The sequence below is a fragment of the Acidiphilium rubrum genome, assembly GCF_900156265.1.
In the GTDB taxonomy this organism is placed as follows: Bacteria; Pseudomonadota; Alphaproteobacteria; order Acetobacterales; family Acetobacteraceae; genus Acidiphilium; species Acidiphilium rubrum.
The window spans coordinates 22,068-38,634 of record NZ_FTNE01000006.1; the positions used below are offsets into that span (position 1 = coordinate 22,068).

Consider the following 16,567-nt stretch of genomic DNA (forward strand, 5'->3'; position numbering starts at 1 on the left):
CATAGGTGCGCGCGCGTCGATCTCGTTGAGATCCCGCATGATTGCTGTTGATCCTGTGATGAGGGTCGGCTGACCGTTCCGGTTATGCCGATGCCGCGGGATTGATGATTCGATGGGCCCGCCGGCTGGCCGGCCCGATTCCTGACCCGGCATGACGTTCAGGCTCTCCTGTGTTGTCGGGTCCGCACGTATTAGGAATTCCATGTCTCTTTCCAGAATTCGGACCGAATGGTTCGGTAATGTCCGGGGCGATCTGCTTGCCGGCATGGTGGTGGCGCTCGCGTTGATCCCCGAGGCGATCGCGTTTTCGATTATTGCGGGGGTGTCACCGGTGGTCGGGCTCGATGCCTCGTTCTGCATTGCCATCGTGATCGCGTTTGCCGGCGGCCGGCCCGGGATGATTTCGGCGGCAACCGGGTCGGTCGCGCTGCTGATGGTGCTGCTGGTCCGCCATTACGGGGTGCAGTATTTGTTCGCGGCGACGATCCTGACCGGGATATTTCAGATCGCCTTCGGCATGATGCGGCTTGCGGTCCTGATGCGTTTCGTGTCGCGGTCGGTGATCACCGGGTTCGAGAACGCGCTCGGCATTCTGATTTTCATGGCGCAGCTGCCGCAGCTGATCAACGTGACCTGGCAGACCTATGCGATGGTTGCGGTCGGGCTGGTCATTCTGTACGGGCTGCCGCGTTTCACGCGGGTGGTGCCTTCGCCGCTGGTGGCGATTTTGGTGCTGACGCTGGCCGCCGTGTTCTTTCACATTCCGGTCCGCACCGTGGGCGACATGGGGCAGTTGCCGGATGGCCTGCCGCATCTGCTGATCCCCAACGTGCCGTTTACCTGGCATACGCTGATGATCGTGCTGCCGTTTTCGGTCTCGATGGCGCTGGTTGGTATTTTAGAGTCGATGATGACGACCAGCATCGTCGATGACCTGACCGATACGCCGAGCAACCGCAATCGTGAAAACATGGGGCTCGGCCTTGCCAATATCGTGACCGGGTTTCTGGGCGGAATGGCCGGTTGCGCGATGATCGGGCAGTCGGTCATCAACATCAAATCGGGCGGGCGGGGGCGGTTGTCGACGCTGTTTGCCGGCGTGTTCCTGCTGATCCTGATCGTGGTGCTCGGCCCGTGGCTGCGGGTGATTCCGATGGCGGCGCTGGTTGCGGTGATGATCATGGTTTCGATCGGCACGTTCAACTGGCGCTCGCTGCGCAATCTGCGCACCTATCCGAAGAGTTCCAGCGTGGTGATGCTGGCGACCGTGGGCATTGTGGTCGCGACCAATAATCTCGCCGCCGGCGTGGGCGCGGGGGTGGTGTTGAGCGCTGTGTTCTTTGCGTTCAAGGTGGCGCAGCTGGTGCGGATCGATGGCGAACTGGCCGAGGATGGGACGCTGCGCGTCTATCGGGTGACCGGGCAGGTGTTCTTTGCCTCGACGGTGACGTTTGCCAACGCGTTCGATTTGAAGGAGGCGGTGGAGCGGGTGCGGATCGATCTGACCCATGCGCATTTCTGGGATATTTCGGCGGTCGAGTCGCTCGATAAAGTGGTGCTGAAGCTGCGCCGCAACGGCACGATGGTCGAGGTGATCGGGCTCAACGAAGCCAGTGCGACCATCGTTGATCGGCTCGCCGTTCACGACAAGCCGGACGCGCTGGCACTGCTGGACCATGGCTGAGGGAGGATTGATCATGAACCATATCATCGGCTGCCTCGACGGCTCGATTTATGCGGCCAGCGTGTGTGACCATGCGGCCTGGCTGGCGGCGCGGCTGGGCGGGGATGTTTCGTTGCTGCATGTGCTCGATCATCATCGGGAGCATGCTTCGGTGGCCAATTTCAGCGGCGCGATCGGGATCGATGCCAATGATGCGCTGATGGCCGAGCTGATCGAGAGTGAGGCGGCGCAGGCGCGGCTCGGCCTCGCGAAGGGGCGGGCGGTTTTGCAGGAGGGTGCGGCGCGTGTGCGGGCAGCCGGGGCGGCGGTTGCGACGACGCAGCGCCACGGCTCGCTGGTGGAGACGCTGACCGCGCTGGAGACCGACGAGACGATCGTGGTGCTCGGCAAGCGCGGCGAGGCGGCGGATTTCGCGACGATGCATCTGGGTGCCAATCTGGAGCGGGTGGCGCGGGCGAGCCGATGCCCGGTGCTGGCAGCGGCGCGGGGGTTCAGGCCGATCGAGCGGGTGATCATTGCCCATGACGGCGGCGCCAGTATTCGCAAGGCGATGGCATTCGCCGCGCGATCGTCGCTGCTGCGGGGCATGGATGTGCAGATACTCGCGGTCGGGACAGCCGATGCGGCGCGTCACGCCCAGTTGGAGCAAGCGAGGGCGCAGGCCGAGGCCGGCGGCGCCCGGGTGAGCACGCGGATCGAGGCGGGTGAGCCTGAGATTGTGATCGCGCGGCTGGCCGAGAGCGAAAAATTCGATCTGCTGGTGATCGGTGCCTATGGCCATTCGCGCATCCGCAGCCTGGTGATCGGCAGCACGACCACCGCCATGCTGCGATCATGCCGGATTCCGGTGCTGATGTTCCGCTGACGCGGGCCGGGTTGGCGAGGTTCCGCGCGTCGCCGGTCGGCGTGGGTGATCGGCGGCTAGGCGTCCTCGTGGATGGGTTCGGCGGCTGCGGGGTGGTCGGGTATCGGTTGGCCTTCGAGTTCGAGCCGTTGTTTCGGCAGGGCGCCGGGGTGGGTGGCTTGCAGGTAGTCGATCATTTTTTCGCGGACGTAGCAGCGCAGATCCCAGGCTTCGCCGGAGTTGCGGGCCGAGACCAGGGCGCGCAGTTCGATGGTGGTGGCGAGGGCGTGGGTGACTTGCAGGACGACGACCTTGCCGCTCCAGAGCGGGGTGGAGTGGACGATTTCGTCGAGTTTTTTGCGGAGTTCATCGACCGGGATTGTGTAGTCGACGTTCCAGTGGACGGTGCCGATCAGTTCGGAGGAATCGCGGGTCCAGTTCTGGAAGGGTTGTTCGAGCAGCCAGGCCAGCGGCACGATCATGCGTTGCCAGTTCCAGATGCGGACGACGACGTAGGTGCTGGTGATTTCCTCGATCCAGCCCCATTGGCCGTTGATGACGACGGCGTCTTCGACGCGGAGCGGCTGCGTGATCGCGATCTGGATGCCGGCGATCAGGTTGGACAGGACGGGCCTGGCGGCGAGGCCGACCACGAGGCCGGCGGCGCCGGCCGAGGCGAGCAGCGAGACGCCGTACTGGCGGACGGCGGGGAACACCATCAGGGCGGCCGCAACCGTGATCATGAGGATGAGGACGTGGCTGGCGCGGCGCAGCACCTGCCATTGGGTGACGTGCTTGCGCGCCATGACGTCCGCCTGGATATTGTCCGGGCGGAGCGATAATTTATAGACGGTGAAGGTGTCGACCGCGACCATCAGGCTCCAGCCGAGCAGCACGATGAAGCCGGCGCTCAGGACGTGCAGCACCCGCGCGAGGGTGGACGCCGCCATCGGCGCTTCGGGCAGAACGGTGCCGACCAGCACGACCGCGAGCACCAGGAACAGGATGCGTCTGGTGCGTTTGACCAGGATGGCGAGGACCGGGCGCCGCTTGAGCAGCGGCCCGGGCACGGCGTGGACCAGGACGAAGTGGATGATGGCGGCGGCCAGCAGGGCGGCGGCGATCAGGATCAGGGTGATCAGGGCATGCGGCAGGCCGTGCATGGCGGTGGTGGCGTTGTTTGCGGCGTGCGAGATCGGGTTGGATGGGGCGAGGGCTTGGGTTGGGTTGGTGCTTGTCGCGGTTTGGGCCATGGAGCCTCCTCTGGCATGTGCCGCAACGGTCATGGTGCGGTGCAGCAAGCTCGGTTGCTGATTGCCAGTTAGAACCCGGCGGGGCGGATGCAAGGCTTATCGTGCGGCGCGGGTGCGTTGGGGCGGCTGAACCGGAGGATTGGTGATCAAGCCGACGTGATGGGGGTCCGTTCGATGGCGATGTGCTGCGGGTCGAACATGGTTTCACGGTCGACCCAGGCACCGCCGGCGAGCACCTGGGTGCGGCGGAACTTGGCTTTGTAGGCCATTTTCGGGCTTTCGGGGACCCAGTAGCCGAGATAGACATAGGGCAGGCCGAGCTCGCGGGCGCGCTCGACCAGCCAGAGGATCGATTGCGTGCCGAGCGAGTTGCGGGCGAGGTCGGGGGCGAAGAAGGAATAGACGGCCGAGAGACCATCGCCCAGGCGATCGGTCAGGCAGGCGCCGACCAGGCGATCGGACTCGTCGCGGTATTCGACCAGCCAGGTTTCGATCGGTGTGTCTTCGACCATGGCGCGGTAGTCATAGAAGCTCATCGAGGCCATGTCGCCATCGCCGTGGCGGGCTTGCTGGTAGCGCTGGAACAGCAGGAATTGTTCGGAGGTGGCGCGCGGCGGCATTTCATAGGCGCGCAGCCCGGTGTTGAGCGCGGCGATGCGGCGCTGGGTGCGGCTGGGGGTGAATTCGGCGACCACGATGCGGATGGGGATGCACGAGCGGCAGCCGTGGCAGACCGGGGCGTAGGCGATGTTGTGGCTGCGGCGGAAGCCGCCGCGCGAGAGGCGGTCGTGCAGGGCTTCGGCGCCGGTGCCGCCGAGTTCGGTGACGACTTTGCGTTCGGTGCGGCCGGGCAGATAGGGGCAGGGCAGCGGTGCTGTGGCGTAGAAGAACTGTGGCGAGCGCGACATGGGTGGGCCGGGTTTCATGGGGTATGCGATCGACTCACGCGGCGGGGGCCCGGTTGAGGGCGGCGGCGTGGACCAGGGTGAGGCCGGACAGCAGATCGTGCAGGGCGCGGTGGCGGCGGGTGATCAGCACCAGGAGAAACGGGATCATGCTGAGAGCGAAGCACAGATAGAGCAGGACGGTCCAGGCGATCGCCTGGGCGAGGCTGGGTCGCGCGGGCACGGGCAGGCTCAGCGTGTCGTCCTGGCGCAGGGTGAGGCCGAGCAGGCGCTGGCCGGGGGTGGCGGCGCTGCGGGTGCAGAGCCAGGCGACGTAGTAGATGGCGGGGATCAGCGGCATCAGGTGGAACAGCAGGAAACCGAGGCCGAGGGTGAGGATGCCGAGCACGGCGATGACCCAGGCGAGCACCGTTCCGAGCACGGCGATCAGGATGATGTCGATGATGAAGGCGATGATCCGGCGCGGCCAGACATCGCGGGTGAGCCATGCATCGAGCACGATGTCCGGGCGGAGCGACAGGCTTTGACTCATGGGTGAGAGAGTATGGTCCGGTTGGGTATAACGCAATGGCGATTCGCACGGGGCCGCCGATGGTTTCGCGAGCACACGACGGAGGAGCAGCGTTTTTGTGCTGGGTTTTTGTCCATGAAAGAGACGAATTCGCTTTTTCGGACATCGTCTGATTCGGCGGCCCACAATGGACAGCGCGCCAAGCGATTGCTAAACGCGCCGCTTCGCCCCGTATCGAGCGCGAGCGCGCGCATCAGCCCCTGGAACCTCCCTGATGAAGATTGTCGCCTGCAATTCGAACCCGCCGCTCGCCGAGGCGGTGGCCGCCGCGCTTGATCTGCCGCTGGCGAAGGCGCTGATCCGCCGGTTTGCCGATATGGAGATCCATGTCGAGATTCTCGAAAATGTCCGCGGCGAGGATGTGTTCGTGATCCAGTCGACCGCGTTTCCGGCCAATGATAATCTGATGGAATTGCTGATCACGCTCGATGCGCTGCGGCGCAGCTCGGCGCGGCGGATTACCGCGGTCATTCCGTATTTCGGGTATGCGCGGCAGGACCGGCGGACCAGCCCGCGCACGCCGATTTCGGCGAAGCTGGTGGCGAATTTGATTACCGAGGCGGGGGCGAACCGGGTGCTCACGATTGATTTGCACGCGGGGCAGATTCAGGGGTTTTTCGATATTCCGGTGGATAATCTGTACGGCGCGCCGCTGTTTGCGCGGGATATCAAGGAGCGGTTTGCGGGGCGGGATATCATGATGGTGTCGCCTGATGTGGGCGGTGTGGCGCGCGCGCGGGCGATTGCGAGCCGGTTGAACTGTGACCTTGCGATCATCGACAAGCGCCGCGAACGGGCAGGCGTTTCCGAGGTGATGAACGTGATCGGCGATGTCGAAGGGCGCAACTGCATCCTGATCGATGATATCGTCGATTCCGGCGGTACGTTTTGCAACGCGGCGGAAGCCTTGCTGCTGCATGGCGCGACCTCGGCTTCGGCCTATGTGACGCATGGCGTGCTTTCGGGAAAGGCGCTCGACCGGATCGAGGCGAGCCCGATCGAGACGCTGACGATTACCGACAGTATCCGGCTCGATGCGACGCGGGCATGCCCGGCGAATTTGCGGGTGTTGAGCATTGCGCCGCTGCTGGCGACCGCGATGCGGAATATTTCCGAGGAGACCTCGGTCAGTTCACTGTTCGACTGAAACCATTGTCAGGGAGATCATCATGAAGCTTTATTATGCGCCGGGCGCGTGTTCGCTGGGTATTCACGTCATTCTCGAGGAGATCGGCGTGCCGCATGAGGGGCAGCTGGTTAATCTGCGCGAGGGGATGCAGTATCAGCCGGCGTTCAAGGCGGTCAATCCGGCGTCGAAAGTGCCGGTGCTGGAGCTTGATGATGGCACCGTGCTGACCGAGTGGATCGCGATTGCCGGCTATCTGGCGGCGACGTTTCCGGCGGCGGGGCTGGAGCCGGCGGATCGGCTCGATTGGGCGCGCGCGATGGGGTATATCAGCTATATCAACGGAACCATGCATATGCAGGGGTTTTCGCGGATTTTCCGCCCCGAGAAATTCTCCCCGAACCCCGAAGAGAAAGAGGCGGTGCGGGCCGAGGGCAAGCGGATTTTCATCGAAGGGTTCGATCTGATGGAGCATGCGCTCGGTGAGCGCGAATGGCTGTTGGGGTCGTATTCGATTGCCGATGCGGCGCTGTTTTATGTGTCGTTCTGGGCGGAGGGACGCAATACGGTGCCGCTGCCGCCGGGGATTGCGGCGCATTATGCGCGGATGAAGGCGCGGCCGGCGGTGTTGCGGGCAATGACGCAGGAAGGCCTGGTCTGATGGCGCTGCCGCGCGTTGCGTTCTGGTTTCTGCGCCATGGGCAGACCGATTACAATGCGCGCGGGATTTCGCAGGGGGCGGTCGATATTCCGTTGAACGAGACCGGCATTGCCCAGGCGCATCGTGCGGCGCCGCTGCTGGCGGGGCGCGGGATTACGGCGGTTGTGGCATCGCCGATGCAGCGCGCGCGGGTGACGGCCGAGATTGTCAATGAAACGCTGAAGCTGCCGATCAGCCTGGAGGCGGATTTGCGCGAGGTGGTATTCGGCGGGATGGAAGGCCAGCCTTTGCATCCGTGGTTCGCGCAGTGGCTGGATGGCACGGCGACGCCGGAGGGGGCGGAGAGTTTCGCGGAGATCACGGTGCGGGCGGGGCTGGTGCTGGGGCGTGTGCTGAGCGGTACGCCGGGGCCGTTGCTGATTGTATCGCATGGCGCGTTTTTCCGCGCCGTGCGGGGGTTGATGGGGCTGGAGTTGGACGTGCCGACCACGAATGCGACGCCGATTTTATGCGAGCCGGTGGGGCAGGGCTGGCGGGCGACGGCGCTCGCGTGATTGTGCTGTTGGCGTTCAGAAACCGGTGAATTGTGTATGGAACGCGCGGCTGTTCATTGATTATTAACCTTTTCGCGTCATTATGCTTGGCAGGAAACCAGGACGGCCCATGATGGACATGAGTTTTTTTGCGCCGCGCTATATGGATATCGGTGCCGGTGCTGCGTCGCGCATTGCGGTGATGCTCGGCAAGCTGGGGTTGAGCCGGCCGTTGATCGTGACCGACCCGATGATGGTGAAGCTCGGGCTGATCGCCCGGGTGACCGAGCCGCTCGATCGGGCCGGAATGGTTTATACGGTGTTCAGCGAGACCGTGCCGGAACCGGTGGATCGGGTGATCGAGGCGGGCGTGCGGCTGGCGGCGGATCTGGATATCGACTGTATCGTCGCGTTCGGCGGCGGATCGCCGATCGATACCGCCAAGGCGATCAATATTCTGCTCGCGGCACCCGAGGGTACCAGGATGCGGGCGTTCAAGGTGCCGGTAGTGGCGGATGCGGCGGCGTTGCCGCTGATCGCGGTGCCGACCACGGCGGGGACCGGTTCCGAGGCGACGCGATTTACCGTGATCACCGATACCGAGACCGATGAGAAAATGCTGATCGGCGGGTTGGGCGCGTTACCGCTCGCGGCCATTGTCGATTTCGAATTGTCGATGAGCGTGCCGGCGCGGACCACGGCGGATACCGGCATCGATGCGTTCACCCACGCGCTGGAGGCGTTCGTGTCGCGGCGGGCCAATCCGGTGTCGGACAGTTATGCGCGGGCCGCACTGGGATTGATCGGGGCGAATTTGCGCGCGGTCTATCATGAGCCGGACAACCGGGCGGCGCGCGAGGCGATGATGCTGGGGGCGACGCTGGCGGGGCTCGCGTTTTCCAATGCTTCGGTGGCCCTCGTGCATGGCATGTCCCGCCCGATCGGGGCGCATTTCCATGTGCCGCATGGGCTGTCCAACGCGATGTTGCTGCCGGTGGTGACGCGGTATTCGCTGCATGCGGCGCTGCCGCGCTATGCCGAGGCGGCGCGGATCGCGGGGTTTGCCCAGCCGGATGATGCGGACCAACTGGCGGGTGCCAAGCTGGTCGATGAGCTGGATACGATCAATTTCGACCTTGGCGTGCCGACGCCGGAGGCGTTCGGGATCGGGCGGGATGATTGGTATGGCAGGCGCGCGGTGATGGCGGATCAGGCGTTGGCCTCGGGCAGTCCGGCGAATAACCCGGCGGTGCCGGATGCGGCGGCGATCATCGGGTTGTACGAGGCGATTTACTGACGCCGCGCCGGTTCAGCGGCGAAGCAGATAGCCGATGACACCGCCGGCGATGGCGCTGATGATCGATTGTGCCCAGCGCTTGTCGGCGGACGTAGCGGTGGCGGCGAGCAGGATATCCAACGAATAGGCGACCACGATGACCATGAGGATGATCGCCAGGGTGAAGACGACCAGATCCTTGACGAGGCGGACCCGGCGTTCACCATCGGTTTCCTTGCGCCCGATCGTTGCCTGAACATCGGACGGCAGGTTGTTGAGATCGATCAGGCTCAAAGGCCGATGATTTCGGTCTTGATCTCCCTGGTCGCCGGATCGAACAGACCGACATGCAGGCCGCGATCGCGCTGCGCTTCGACCGCGGCGATATACATCGCCAGCGCCTTGCGGATCAGTGAGGATTTGGTTTCCGGGTCGGTCGCCACGGCATCGACCCGGCGGTTCAATTCATCGGACAGGACGAGATTGAAGCGTGCGGACATGGTGGGCTCCTTGGGGATGATGCGTCATATATGCGTCTTTAATGCGCATTGGGCAAGGTGAATCGGGGGCGCGTTTTATCGGGCGGCGGCGAAGGCACCGCCCTGGCAGTCCCAGCCCGCGTCCGGCACATCCGCGATTTCGGTTGCGAAATCCTCGGCGTTCTGGGTCGGGCGGTAGCCGAGTTCGGCGGCTTCCGCGTTGTTCCACCAGCTGCGGGTGTTGGCGGAGACGCCCCAGACCGGGCGGTAGTCGCTGATCGGGGCGGTGAGGCTCTGCATCACCAGATGTTCGAGGTCTTCGTGGCCGAGCCAGGTGGACAGGTGGCGCGCTTCGGTGGGGCGGGGCAGGGCGCTGCCGATCCGCAATGCGACGCCTTCGATGCCGTATTTGTCCCAATAGAGCCTTCCCATGCCTTCGCCCCAGAGTTTCGACAGGCCGTAGAGCCCATCTGGCCGGTACGGGTCGGACAGGCCGAGGCGGTGGCCGACCTGGTACATGCCGATGGTGTGGTTGGAGCTCGCGAACACGATTCGCTGCACATTGTGTCGGCGGGCACCTTCATACAAAGCGTGCAGGGCGACCAGATTGTTCTCGATGATCTCGGGCAGCGGCCGTTCGACGCTGGTGCCGGCCAGATGCAGGACCGCGGTGGCGCCGTGCAGCGCCTGATCGACGATGGCGGGGTCGCGCAAATCGCCGATCACGGTGGTTTCGCGCGGATCGACCGGCGTGATCGGCGCGATATCGACCGCGCGGAGCGGAATGCCGCGCGCGACCAGGCGGGGGCGGAGGACGACGCCGAGCTGGCCGCCGGCACCGGTCAGGACGAGGGACATGGGCGCCCGGTCAGCCGCCCGCCATGGTCATGCCTTCGACGCGCAGGGTCGGGGCATCCGTGCCGCGCTTGAATTCGAGGTCGTTGGCGGGGGTGAGGTGCATGAACATCTCGCGCAGATTGCCGGCGATGGTAATCTCGGCGACCGGTTCGGCGATTTGACCGTCGCGGATCATGAAGCCGGCGGCGCCGCGTGAATAATCGCCGGTGATGCCGTTCACGCCCATGCCGATGAGTTCGATGACATAGAGGCCGAGCTTGATGTCCGATATCAGGGCCTCGGCGGATAGGGTGCCGGGCTCGATGTAGAGGTTGCTGGCCGCCGGGCTGGGCGGGCCGGAGGTGCCGCGCGCGGCGTGGCCGGTGGTTTTCAGGCCGAGCTGGGCGGCGCTGCGGGAATCGAGCAGCCAGGTGGTGAGGATGCCGTCTTCGATCAGGGCGCGGCGCTCGACGCGCTGGCCTTCACCGTCGAACGCGCGCGAGCGCATGCCGCGGACGCGCTTGGGATCATCGATGATCGAAATGCCGGGTGCGAAGACCGGCTTGCCCATCGCATCCTTGAGGAAGCTGGTGCCGCGCGCGATGCCGGAGCCGTTGATGGCGCCGGTGAAATGGCCGAGCAGGCTGCCGGCGACGCGCGGATGATAGACCACCGGCAGTTTCGCGGTGACCGGCCGGCCGGGGTTGAGGCGGCTGACCGCGCGTTCCGCGGCGGCGCGGCCCATCACGGCAGGGTCCGACAGGTCCGACCCGTGGACCGAGGAGGAATATTCATAGTCGCGTTGCATGCCGACGCCTTCGCCCGCGATCGGCGAGACCGAGACGCCGTGGCCGGAGCGGCTGTAGGCGCCGGCGAAGCCGCGCGAGGTGGCGAGGGCGACGTGGCTGCGTGACCAGGAGGCGCCGGCGCCTTCGGAATTGGTGATGCCGGGGAAGGCGAGCGCGGCTTCCTCGGCGGCGGCGGCGCGGGCCATCAGCGTATCGATCGAGGGCTCGACGGCGTCGTCCATGTCGAGCGCTGCGGCGTCGTCGGGGGGTGGGGCGTCGGGGATGTCGGCGAACTGGTCTTCGGGCACGACCTTGGCCATGGCGACGGCCTGTTCGGCCAGGCGGTCGAAACTGGCGGGATCGACCGCGCCGGACGAGACGATGGCGCTACGCTTGCCGACGAACACGCGCAGGCCGATGTTGTTGCTCTCGGCGCGCTCGATCTCCTCGATCTTGCCCATGCGGCGGCCGACCGAGACCGAGGCCCCCGAGCCGAGCAGGGCATCGGCCTGATCGGCGCCGGCACGCTTGGCGGCGGCGAGCAGGGCGCTCAGATGATCGAGCGCGCTCATGCCGCCAGCCTTTCCAGGATTTTCGGCATCTGCGGCACGCGGCCGATCGGGCCGATGGCGGCGAGGGTGGGTTTGCCGCGGAAAATCCGCGTGGCGACGCGGGTGATGTCGGCCGCCGTCACGCCGTCGATCTTGGCGACGGTTTCGGCGATCGGCACGACGCGGCCGAATACCTGCCACTGCCGGGCCAGTTGTTCGCAGCGGCTGCCGGTGGATTCGAGCGACATCAGCATGCCGGCCTTGACCTGCGCGCGGGCGCGGCGAAGCTCGGCCTCGGTGATGCTGTCCTGCACCTTGGCGAGTTCGCCGAGCGTGACGGGGACGAGTTCGGCGGCTTCGGCCTCGCCGGTGCCGGCGTAGATGCCGAACAGCCCGGCATCGTTGTTGGGCAGGGCGAAGGAGTAGATCGAATAGACCAGCCCGCGCTTTTCACGGATTTCCTGGAACAGGCGCGAGGACATCCCGCCGCCGAGCAGGGTGGAGAGCAGCATGGCGGCGTGGAAATCGGGGTCGCTGTAACCGACCGCGGGAAAGCCGAGCACGATATGCGCCTGATCGAGATCGCGGATTTCGCGATACTCGCCGCCGCCGTAAATGCCGGGGATCGGCGGGGTCTGGGTCGCGTTCGGCAGGTCGGCGAAATGCTCGCTGACCAGATCGACCACGCGCTGGTGCTCGAGCTTGCCGGAGGCCGAGACCACGATGTTTTTGGGCGTGTAGTGGGCGCGCATGTAGCGCTGCAGCACGTCGGGCGAGAGCGATTTGATGATGCTCTCGGTGCCCAGCGTGGGCCAGCCCATCGGTTGGCCGGGATAGGCGGCCTGTTGGAAATGGTCGAACACGATGTCGTCCGGCGTGTCGTTCGCCTGGCCGATTTCCTGCAGGATCACGCCGCGCTCGCGCTCGAATTCGCCAGCATCGAAGGTGGAATGGCAGAGGATGTCGCCGATGATGTCGATGCCGAGCGGGAGATCGTCCTTCAGCATCTTGACGTAATAGGCGGTCTGCTCGCGCGAGGTGTAGGCGTTGATATGGCCGCCGACATCCTCGACCGCTTCGGCGATTTCCACCGCGTTCCGCTTTTCGGTGCCCTTGAACGCCATGTGTTCGAGAAAATGTGACACGCCGTTTTCCGGCGCGGTTTCGTGGCGCGTGCCGACGCCGGCATAGGCGCCGAACGAGACCGTTTCCACCCGCTCCATCCGTTCGGTGATGATGGTGAGGCCGGAATCGAGATGGGTGATCTGAACACCGTCGGTCATGCATTGTTCCTATGCGCGAAATTGCGAACCAGCGCTTGCACCTCGGCGAGGCGCTTGCTGGAGCGCTGAAAGACTTCAGGACGATGATATAGGTCTTTTAAAGGTTCGGGGAGAGAGGGGCGGATGCCGATTGCGCGTTCCATCGCATCGGGGAATTTGGCCGGATGCGCGGTGGCGGCCGCGATGACCGGCATGCCGATCGGGCCGCAGGCGCGCGCGGCGGCAATGCCGATGGCGGTATGCGGCTCGGCGATGTAGCCGTAATCGCGCTTGATCCGGCCGATTTCCGCCAATGTCGCCGCATCGTCGAGCGCAAAGCCGGTGAATTCGCGGCGGACCGCGCGCCAGACCGGGTCGGGCACCGCCATGCGGCCGGTGGTGCGGAAATCGGCCATGGTGCGGGCTGTCACGCTTGCGTCGCGGTGCAGGAATTCGAACAGCAGGCGCTCGAAATTCGAGCTGACCTGAATATCCATCGAGGGTGAGACGGTTTCGACCACGCCGGCCGTGCTCATGTCGTTGCCGGCGAGGAAACGGGCCAAAATGTCGTTCGCGTTGCTGCCGACGATGAAGCGCGCGATCGGCACGCCCATCTGCCTGGCGGCCCAGGCGGCCAGGACATTGCCAAAATTGCCGGTCGGCACCGCTACCGCGACCGCGCGGTCCGGCGCGCCGAGGGCGAGGGCGGCGGCGACGAAATAGGGGATCTGGCCGGCGATGCGCGCCCAGTTGATCGAGTTGACCGCGGAAAGCCGCATGTCCGTGCGGAACGGCGCATCGGCGAACATCGCTTTCACGAGGTCCTGGCAATCGTCGAAATTGCCGCCGACCGCGATGTTGAGCACGTTGGGGGCGCGCACCGTCGTCATCTGCCGGCGCTGCACCGCGGACGTGCGGCCTTCGGGGTGCAAAATGGCGATGTCGACGCGCGAGCGGTCGCGGCACGCCTCGATCGCGGCGGACCCGGTGTCCCCCGATGTCGCGCCCACGATCATCACGCGCTCGTCGCGCGCCTCCAGCACATGATCGAACAGACGGCCGGCCACCTGCAAGGCCAGATCCTTGAACGCGAGCGTCGGGCCATGGAACAGTTCGAGGGCGAATAGCCCAGGCTCCAACTGCACCAGCGGAACCACCGCTGCACGGTCGAACCCGCGATAGGCCGCCCGGCACATGCCCTGCAGATCATCGACCGAAACCGCGCCGCCACACACGAACGGCGCCATGACGCGTGCCGCCAGTTCCGCATACGGCAGGCCACGCATCGCGCGCAGCTCGGCAGGCGAAAAGACCGGCCATTCATCGGGCACGAACAACCCGCCATCCTCAGCCAGCCCGGCGAGCAACACCCCGTCGAACGTCCGGGCCGGGGCCACCCCACGCGTCGAAATGTAACGCATCACTCGGTCCTTAATGCATGGTCGGTTAGCAAGGCCAGGGGCTCTGCCCCTGGACCCCGTTAAAGGCGGAGCCTTTAAAATCCATTAGTTTTAGGCAAGGGGAGGGCGACCCAGGTCAGATCGACGGAAAATCCCAGGCAGCGCCCTCCCCTTGCCTAAAACTAGCGGGTTCTAAGGGCTAAGCCCTTAGCGGGGGTCCAGGGGGCAGAGCCCCCTGGCCTTCTTAACCGTTCAGGCATTCGCAACGGGTGCAGCGTCCATCTGTTCGCGGCGGGATTGCCAGAGGCCGACGAAATCGACGGGGCCGAGCATGACGGGGGGGAAGCCGCCGTCGCGCGTGACATCGGCGAGGATGTTGCGGGCGAAGGGGAACAGCAGGCGCGGGCATTCGACCAGCAGGACGGGTTCGACCTGGTTATCCGGGATGCCGGTGAGGGTGAAGATGCCGGAGTAGGAGAGGTCGGCGATGAAGACGGTCATGTCTTTGCCGGGTTCGGCGCCGTTGGTGGATTCGGCGGGCGCGGGGATGGTGGCCTCCGCGCGGGTGGCGAGGGTGACTTCGTAGACGTTCTGGTCGTCCTGGATGCGGCGGACCTGGACGTCGAGGTTGATGTTCACCGAGGGGGGCTGGCGCAGGATGGTATAGATTGCCGGTGCGTTGGGGACTTCGAAGCTGAGGTCTTTGGTGTATTGGATGTTGAGGGTGAGCGGCGGGGTCTGGGTTTCGGACATTACGATTGGCTCCATCTGAACATATGCGATCCGGTTGGGCGCCCGCCTAGCACGGTGTTGATTTTGGTGCCAGCATGGGGGCGGAGAAAAGCCATGAGCAAGCGTGTTTTCATCGACGGCGAGGCCGGGACCACGGGGTTGCAGATTGTCGAGCGGTTGCGACGGCTCGATGGTGTCGTGGTGCAGAGCCTGGATTTGCACGCGCGCAAGGACAATGCGGCGCGCCGGGCGATGATGGCATCGGTCGATCTGGTGGTGTTGTGCCTGCCGGATGAGGCGGCGCGCGAGGCGGCGGACATGGTCGAGGGGCTCGGCAGTGCGGCGCCGCGGTTGCTGGATGCGAGTTCGGCGCATCGGGTCGCCAACGGCTGGGTGTACGGGTTTGCCGAGATGGTGCCCGGGCAGGCGGGCGCGATTGCGCAGGCGGCGCGGGTTTCGAATCCGGGGTGTTATGCGACCGGGGCGGTGGCGTTGCTGCGGCCCTTGGTCGATGCGGGGTTGGTGCCGGCGGATCATCCGCTGACGATCAATGCGGTGTCGGGCTATTCGGGTGGCGGCAAGGCGTTGATTGCGGACCATGAGCGCGATGGCGGGCCGGCGTTCGGGCTTTATGGGCTGTCGTTGAATCATAAGCATATTCCGGAAATCGAGCGCCATGGCAGCCTGGCGCGGCGGCCGATTTTTGTGCCCTCCGTCGGGCATTTTCGCCAGGGGATGCTGGTTTCGGTGCCGCTGCATCTGGATGCGTTGCCGGGCCGGCCGACCGCGCGCGAGATCGGGTGTGCGCTGGTGGGGCACTATGAGGGTGCGGCGCAAGTGCGGGTGCGGATGACGCAGGTTGAGCAGCGGCTCTATGTCGAAGCTGCGGCGGGGTCGGATGTGATGGAGTTGTTCGTGTTCGAGAACGAGGCCGCGAGCCAGGTGGTGCTGGTGGCGCGGCTGGATAATCTGGGCAAGGGCGCGGCGGGTGCTGCGGTGCAGAATATCGGGCTGATGCTGGGGCTCGGGGTAACGGCTTGGGCAGCGGAGCGCGTGCCGGCCTGAGCTTGACCGGCGCGGTTGCCTCGGCAACATTGATGGCGACTGGAGGGCAAATCATGCGTTTGTTCGTCGCCCTTGATCTGCCGTGGGAGGTCAAGCAGACCCTGGCGGGGTTTGCGTTCAACCTGCCGGGGGCGCGCTGGGTGCCGGCGCAGAACATGCATCTGACGCTGCGGTTCATCGGCGAGGCCAAGCGGCTGGAAGCCGAGGAGATCGATCATGCGCTGGCGGCGATCCGCGGACGCGGGTTTTCACTGGTGCTGACCGGGGCGGGCTGGTTCGAGAAGGCGGGGCGGGTTTCGGCGTTGTGGGTCGGCGTCGAGCGCAACGAGTCGTTGCTGCATCTGCAGGCGAAGATCGAGACCGCGCTGCGCCGCATCGGGCTGGCGGCGGAGCGGCGGCGCTATACGCCGCATGTGACGCTGGCGCGGATGGACATGCCGATCGGGCCACGGTTTGCGGAATTCGTGCAGAGCCGGAATTTGTATCGTTCACCGCCGATCGCGGTCGAGCATATCACGCTGTTCAGTTCGCATCTGGGCGATGCGCACCCTGAATATACCGCCGAGGTCGAGTATTCGCTCGGTTGAGCTGTAAACTTCA

The 16,567-nt window shown here is 65.3% G+C and carries 18 protein-coding genes; 8 read left to right on the top strand and 10 right to left on the bottom strand.

Annotated features, from left to right (window positions below; genetic code table 11):
- Nucleotides 1-202: 202 nt before the first annotated feature.
- Both BW994_RS06070 and BW994_RS06075 read left to right on the top strand, forming a co-directional pair.
- Complete coding sequence (locus BW994_RS06070; protein ID WP_029312306.1) at nt 203-1,684, top strand: SulP family inorganic anion transporter; 1,482 nt, start codon at nt 203-205, stop codon at nt 1,682-1,684.
- 13 nt (nt 1,685-1,697) lie between these two features.
- A complete protein-coding gene (locus tag BW994_RS06075; RefSeq protein ID WP_029312305.1) occupies nt 1,698-2,549 on the top strand; it encodes a universal stress protein in 852 nt (283 codons plus the stop codon).
- 56 nt (nt 2,550-2,605) lie between these two features.
- Here BW994_RS06075 and BW994_RS06080 read toward each other — a convergent pair whose 3' ends face one another.
- From BW994_RS06080 to BW994_RS06090, 3 genes are all read right to left on the bottom strand, one after another.
- Entirely contained in the window at nt 2,606-3,781 is a 1,176-nt protein-coding gene (locus BW994_RS06080; RefSeq protein WP_076454413.1) for a mechanosensitive ion channel family protein, read from the bottom strand.
- A 146-nt stretch (nt 3,782-3,927) separates the two neighbouring features.
- Entirely contained in the window at nt 3,928-4,689 is a 762-nt protein-coding gene (locus tag BW994_RS06085; RefSeq protein ID WP_139334009.1) for an arginyltransferase, read from the bottom strand.
- Nucleotides 4,690-4,723: 34 nt separating this feature from the next.
- Entirely contained in the window at nt 4,724-5,218 is a 495-nt protein-coding gene (locus BW994_RS06090; RefSeq protein ID WP_029312302.1) for an RDD family protein, read from the bottom strand.
- A 253-nt stretch (nt 5,219-5,471) separates the two neighbouring features.
- Between BW994_RS06090 and BW994_RS06095 the strand changes: the two genes are divergently transcribed.
- The 4 genes from BW994_RS06095 (at nt 5,472) to BW994_RS06110 (ending at nt 8,874) form a co-directional block, all read left to right on the top strand.
- A complete protein-coding gene (locus BW994_RS06095; RefSeq protein ID WP_029312301.1) occupies nt 5,472-6,404 on the top strand; it encodes a ribose-phosphate pyrophosphokinase in 933 nt (310 codons plus the stop codon).
- Nucleotides 6,405-6,426: 22 nt separating this feature from the next.
- Nucleotides 6,427-7,044: a glutathione S-transferase family protein gene (locus BW994_RS06100; protein ID WP_029312300.1), complete on the top strand. Its 618-nt coding sequence runs from the start codon at nt 6,427-6,429 to the stop codon at nt 7,042-7,044.
- Nucleotides 7,044-7,598, top strand: a complete 555-nt coding sequence (locus BW994_RS06105; RefSeq protein WP_029312299.1) for a histidine phosphatase family protein — start codon at nt 7,044-7,046, stop codon at nt 7,596-7,598. Before BW994_RS06100 ends, BW994_RS06105 begins: the two co-directional genes overlap by 1 nt.
- A 112-nt stretch (nt 7,599-7,710) precedes the next feature.
- Entirely contained in the window at nt 7,711-8,874 is a 1,164-nt protein-coding gene (locus BW994_RS06110) for an iron-containing alcohol dehydrogenase (RefSeq protein WP_029312298.1), read from the top strand.
- A 12-nt stretch (nt 8,875-8,886) separates the two neighbouring features.
- Here BW994_RS06110 and BW994_RS06115 read toward each other — a convergent pair whose 3' ends face one another.
- From BW994_RS06115 to secB, 7 genes are all read right to left on the bottom strand, one after another.
- Nucleotides 8,887-9,147 carry a hypothetical protein gene (locus BW994_RS06115; protein ID WP_029312297.1) on the bottom strand — a complete coding sequence of 87 codons (261 nt, stop codon included), beginning with the start codon at nt 9,145-9,147 and terminating at the stop codon, nt 8,887-8,889.
- On the bottom strand, nt 9,144-9,353 hold the full coding sequence (locus BW994_RS06120; protein WP_029312296.1) for a hypothetical protein: 210 nt from the start codon (nt 9,351-9,353) through the stop codon (nt 9,144-9,146). The genes BW994_RS06115 and BW994_RS06120 overlap by 4 nt, the downstream gene beginning before the upstream one ends.
- Before the next feature lie 75 nt (nt 9,354-9,428).
- Nucleotides 9,429-10,190 (bottom strand): NAD-dependent epimerase/dehydratase family protein, encoded by a 762-nt coding sequence (locus BW994_RS06125; RefSeq protein ID WP_029312295.1) that lies wholly within the window; start codon nt 10,188-10,190, stop codon nt 9,429-9,431.
- Between the two features lie 10 nt (nt 10,191-10,200).
- Nucleotides 10,201-11,529, bottom strand: coding sequence for a TldD/PmbA family protein (locus tag BW994_RS06130; protein WP_029312294.1), 1,329 nt, complete (start codon nt 11,527-11,529; stop codon nt 10,201-10,203).
- Nucleotides 11,526-12,791, bottom strand: coding sequence for a M16 family metallopeptidase (locus BW994_RS06135; RefSeq protein WP_029312293.1), 1,266 nt, complete (start codon nt 12,789-12,791; stop codon nt 11,526-11,528). The genes BW994_RS06130 and BW994_RS06135 overlap by 4 nt, the downstream gene beginning before the upstream one ends.
- Complete coding sequence (thrC, locus tag BW994_RS06140) at nt 12,788-14,191, bottom strand: threonine synthase (RefSeq protein ID WP_029312292.1); 1,404 nt, start codon at nt 14,189-14,191, stop codon at nt 12,788-12,790. Before thrC ends, BW994_RS06135 begins: the two co-directional genes overlap by 4 nt.
- 231 nt (nt 14,192-14,422) lie before the next feature.
- Nucleotides 14,423-14,923, bottom strand: a complete 501-nt coding sequence (secB, locus tag BW994_RS06145; protein WP_029312291.1) for a protein-export chaperone SecB — start codon at nt 14,921-14,923, stop codon at nt 14,423-14,425.
- 93 nt (nt 14,924-15,016) lie between these two features.
- Between secB and argC the strand changes: the two genes are divergently transcribed.
- A complete protein-coding gene (argC, locus tag BW994_RS06150) occupies nt 15,017-15,967 on the top strand; it encodes an N-acetyl-gamma-glutamyl-phosphate reductase (RefSeq protein WP_029312290.1) in 951 nt (316 codons plus the stop codon).
- Between the two features lie 53 nt (nt 15,968-16,020).
- Nucleotides 16,021-16,554, top strand: coding sequence for an RNA 2',3'-cyclic phosphodiesterase (gene thpR, locus BW994_RS06155; protein WP_029312289.1), 534 nt, complete (start codon nt 16,021-16,023; stop codon nt 16,552-16,554).
- Nucleotides 16,555-16,567: the final 13 nt, after the last annotated feature.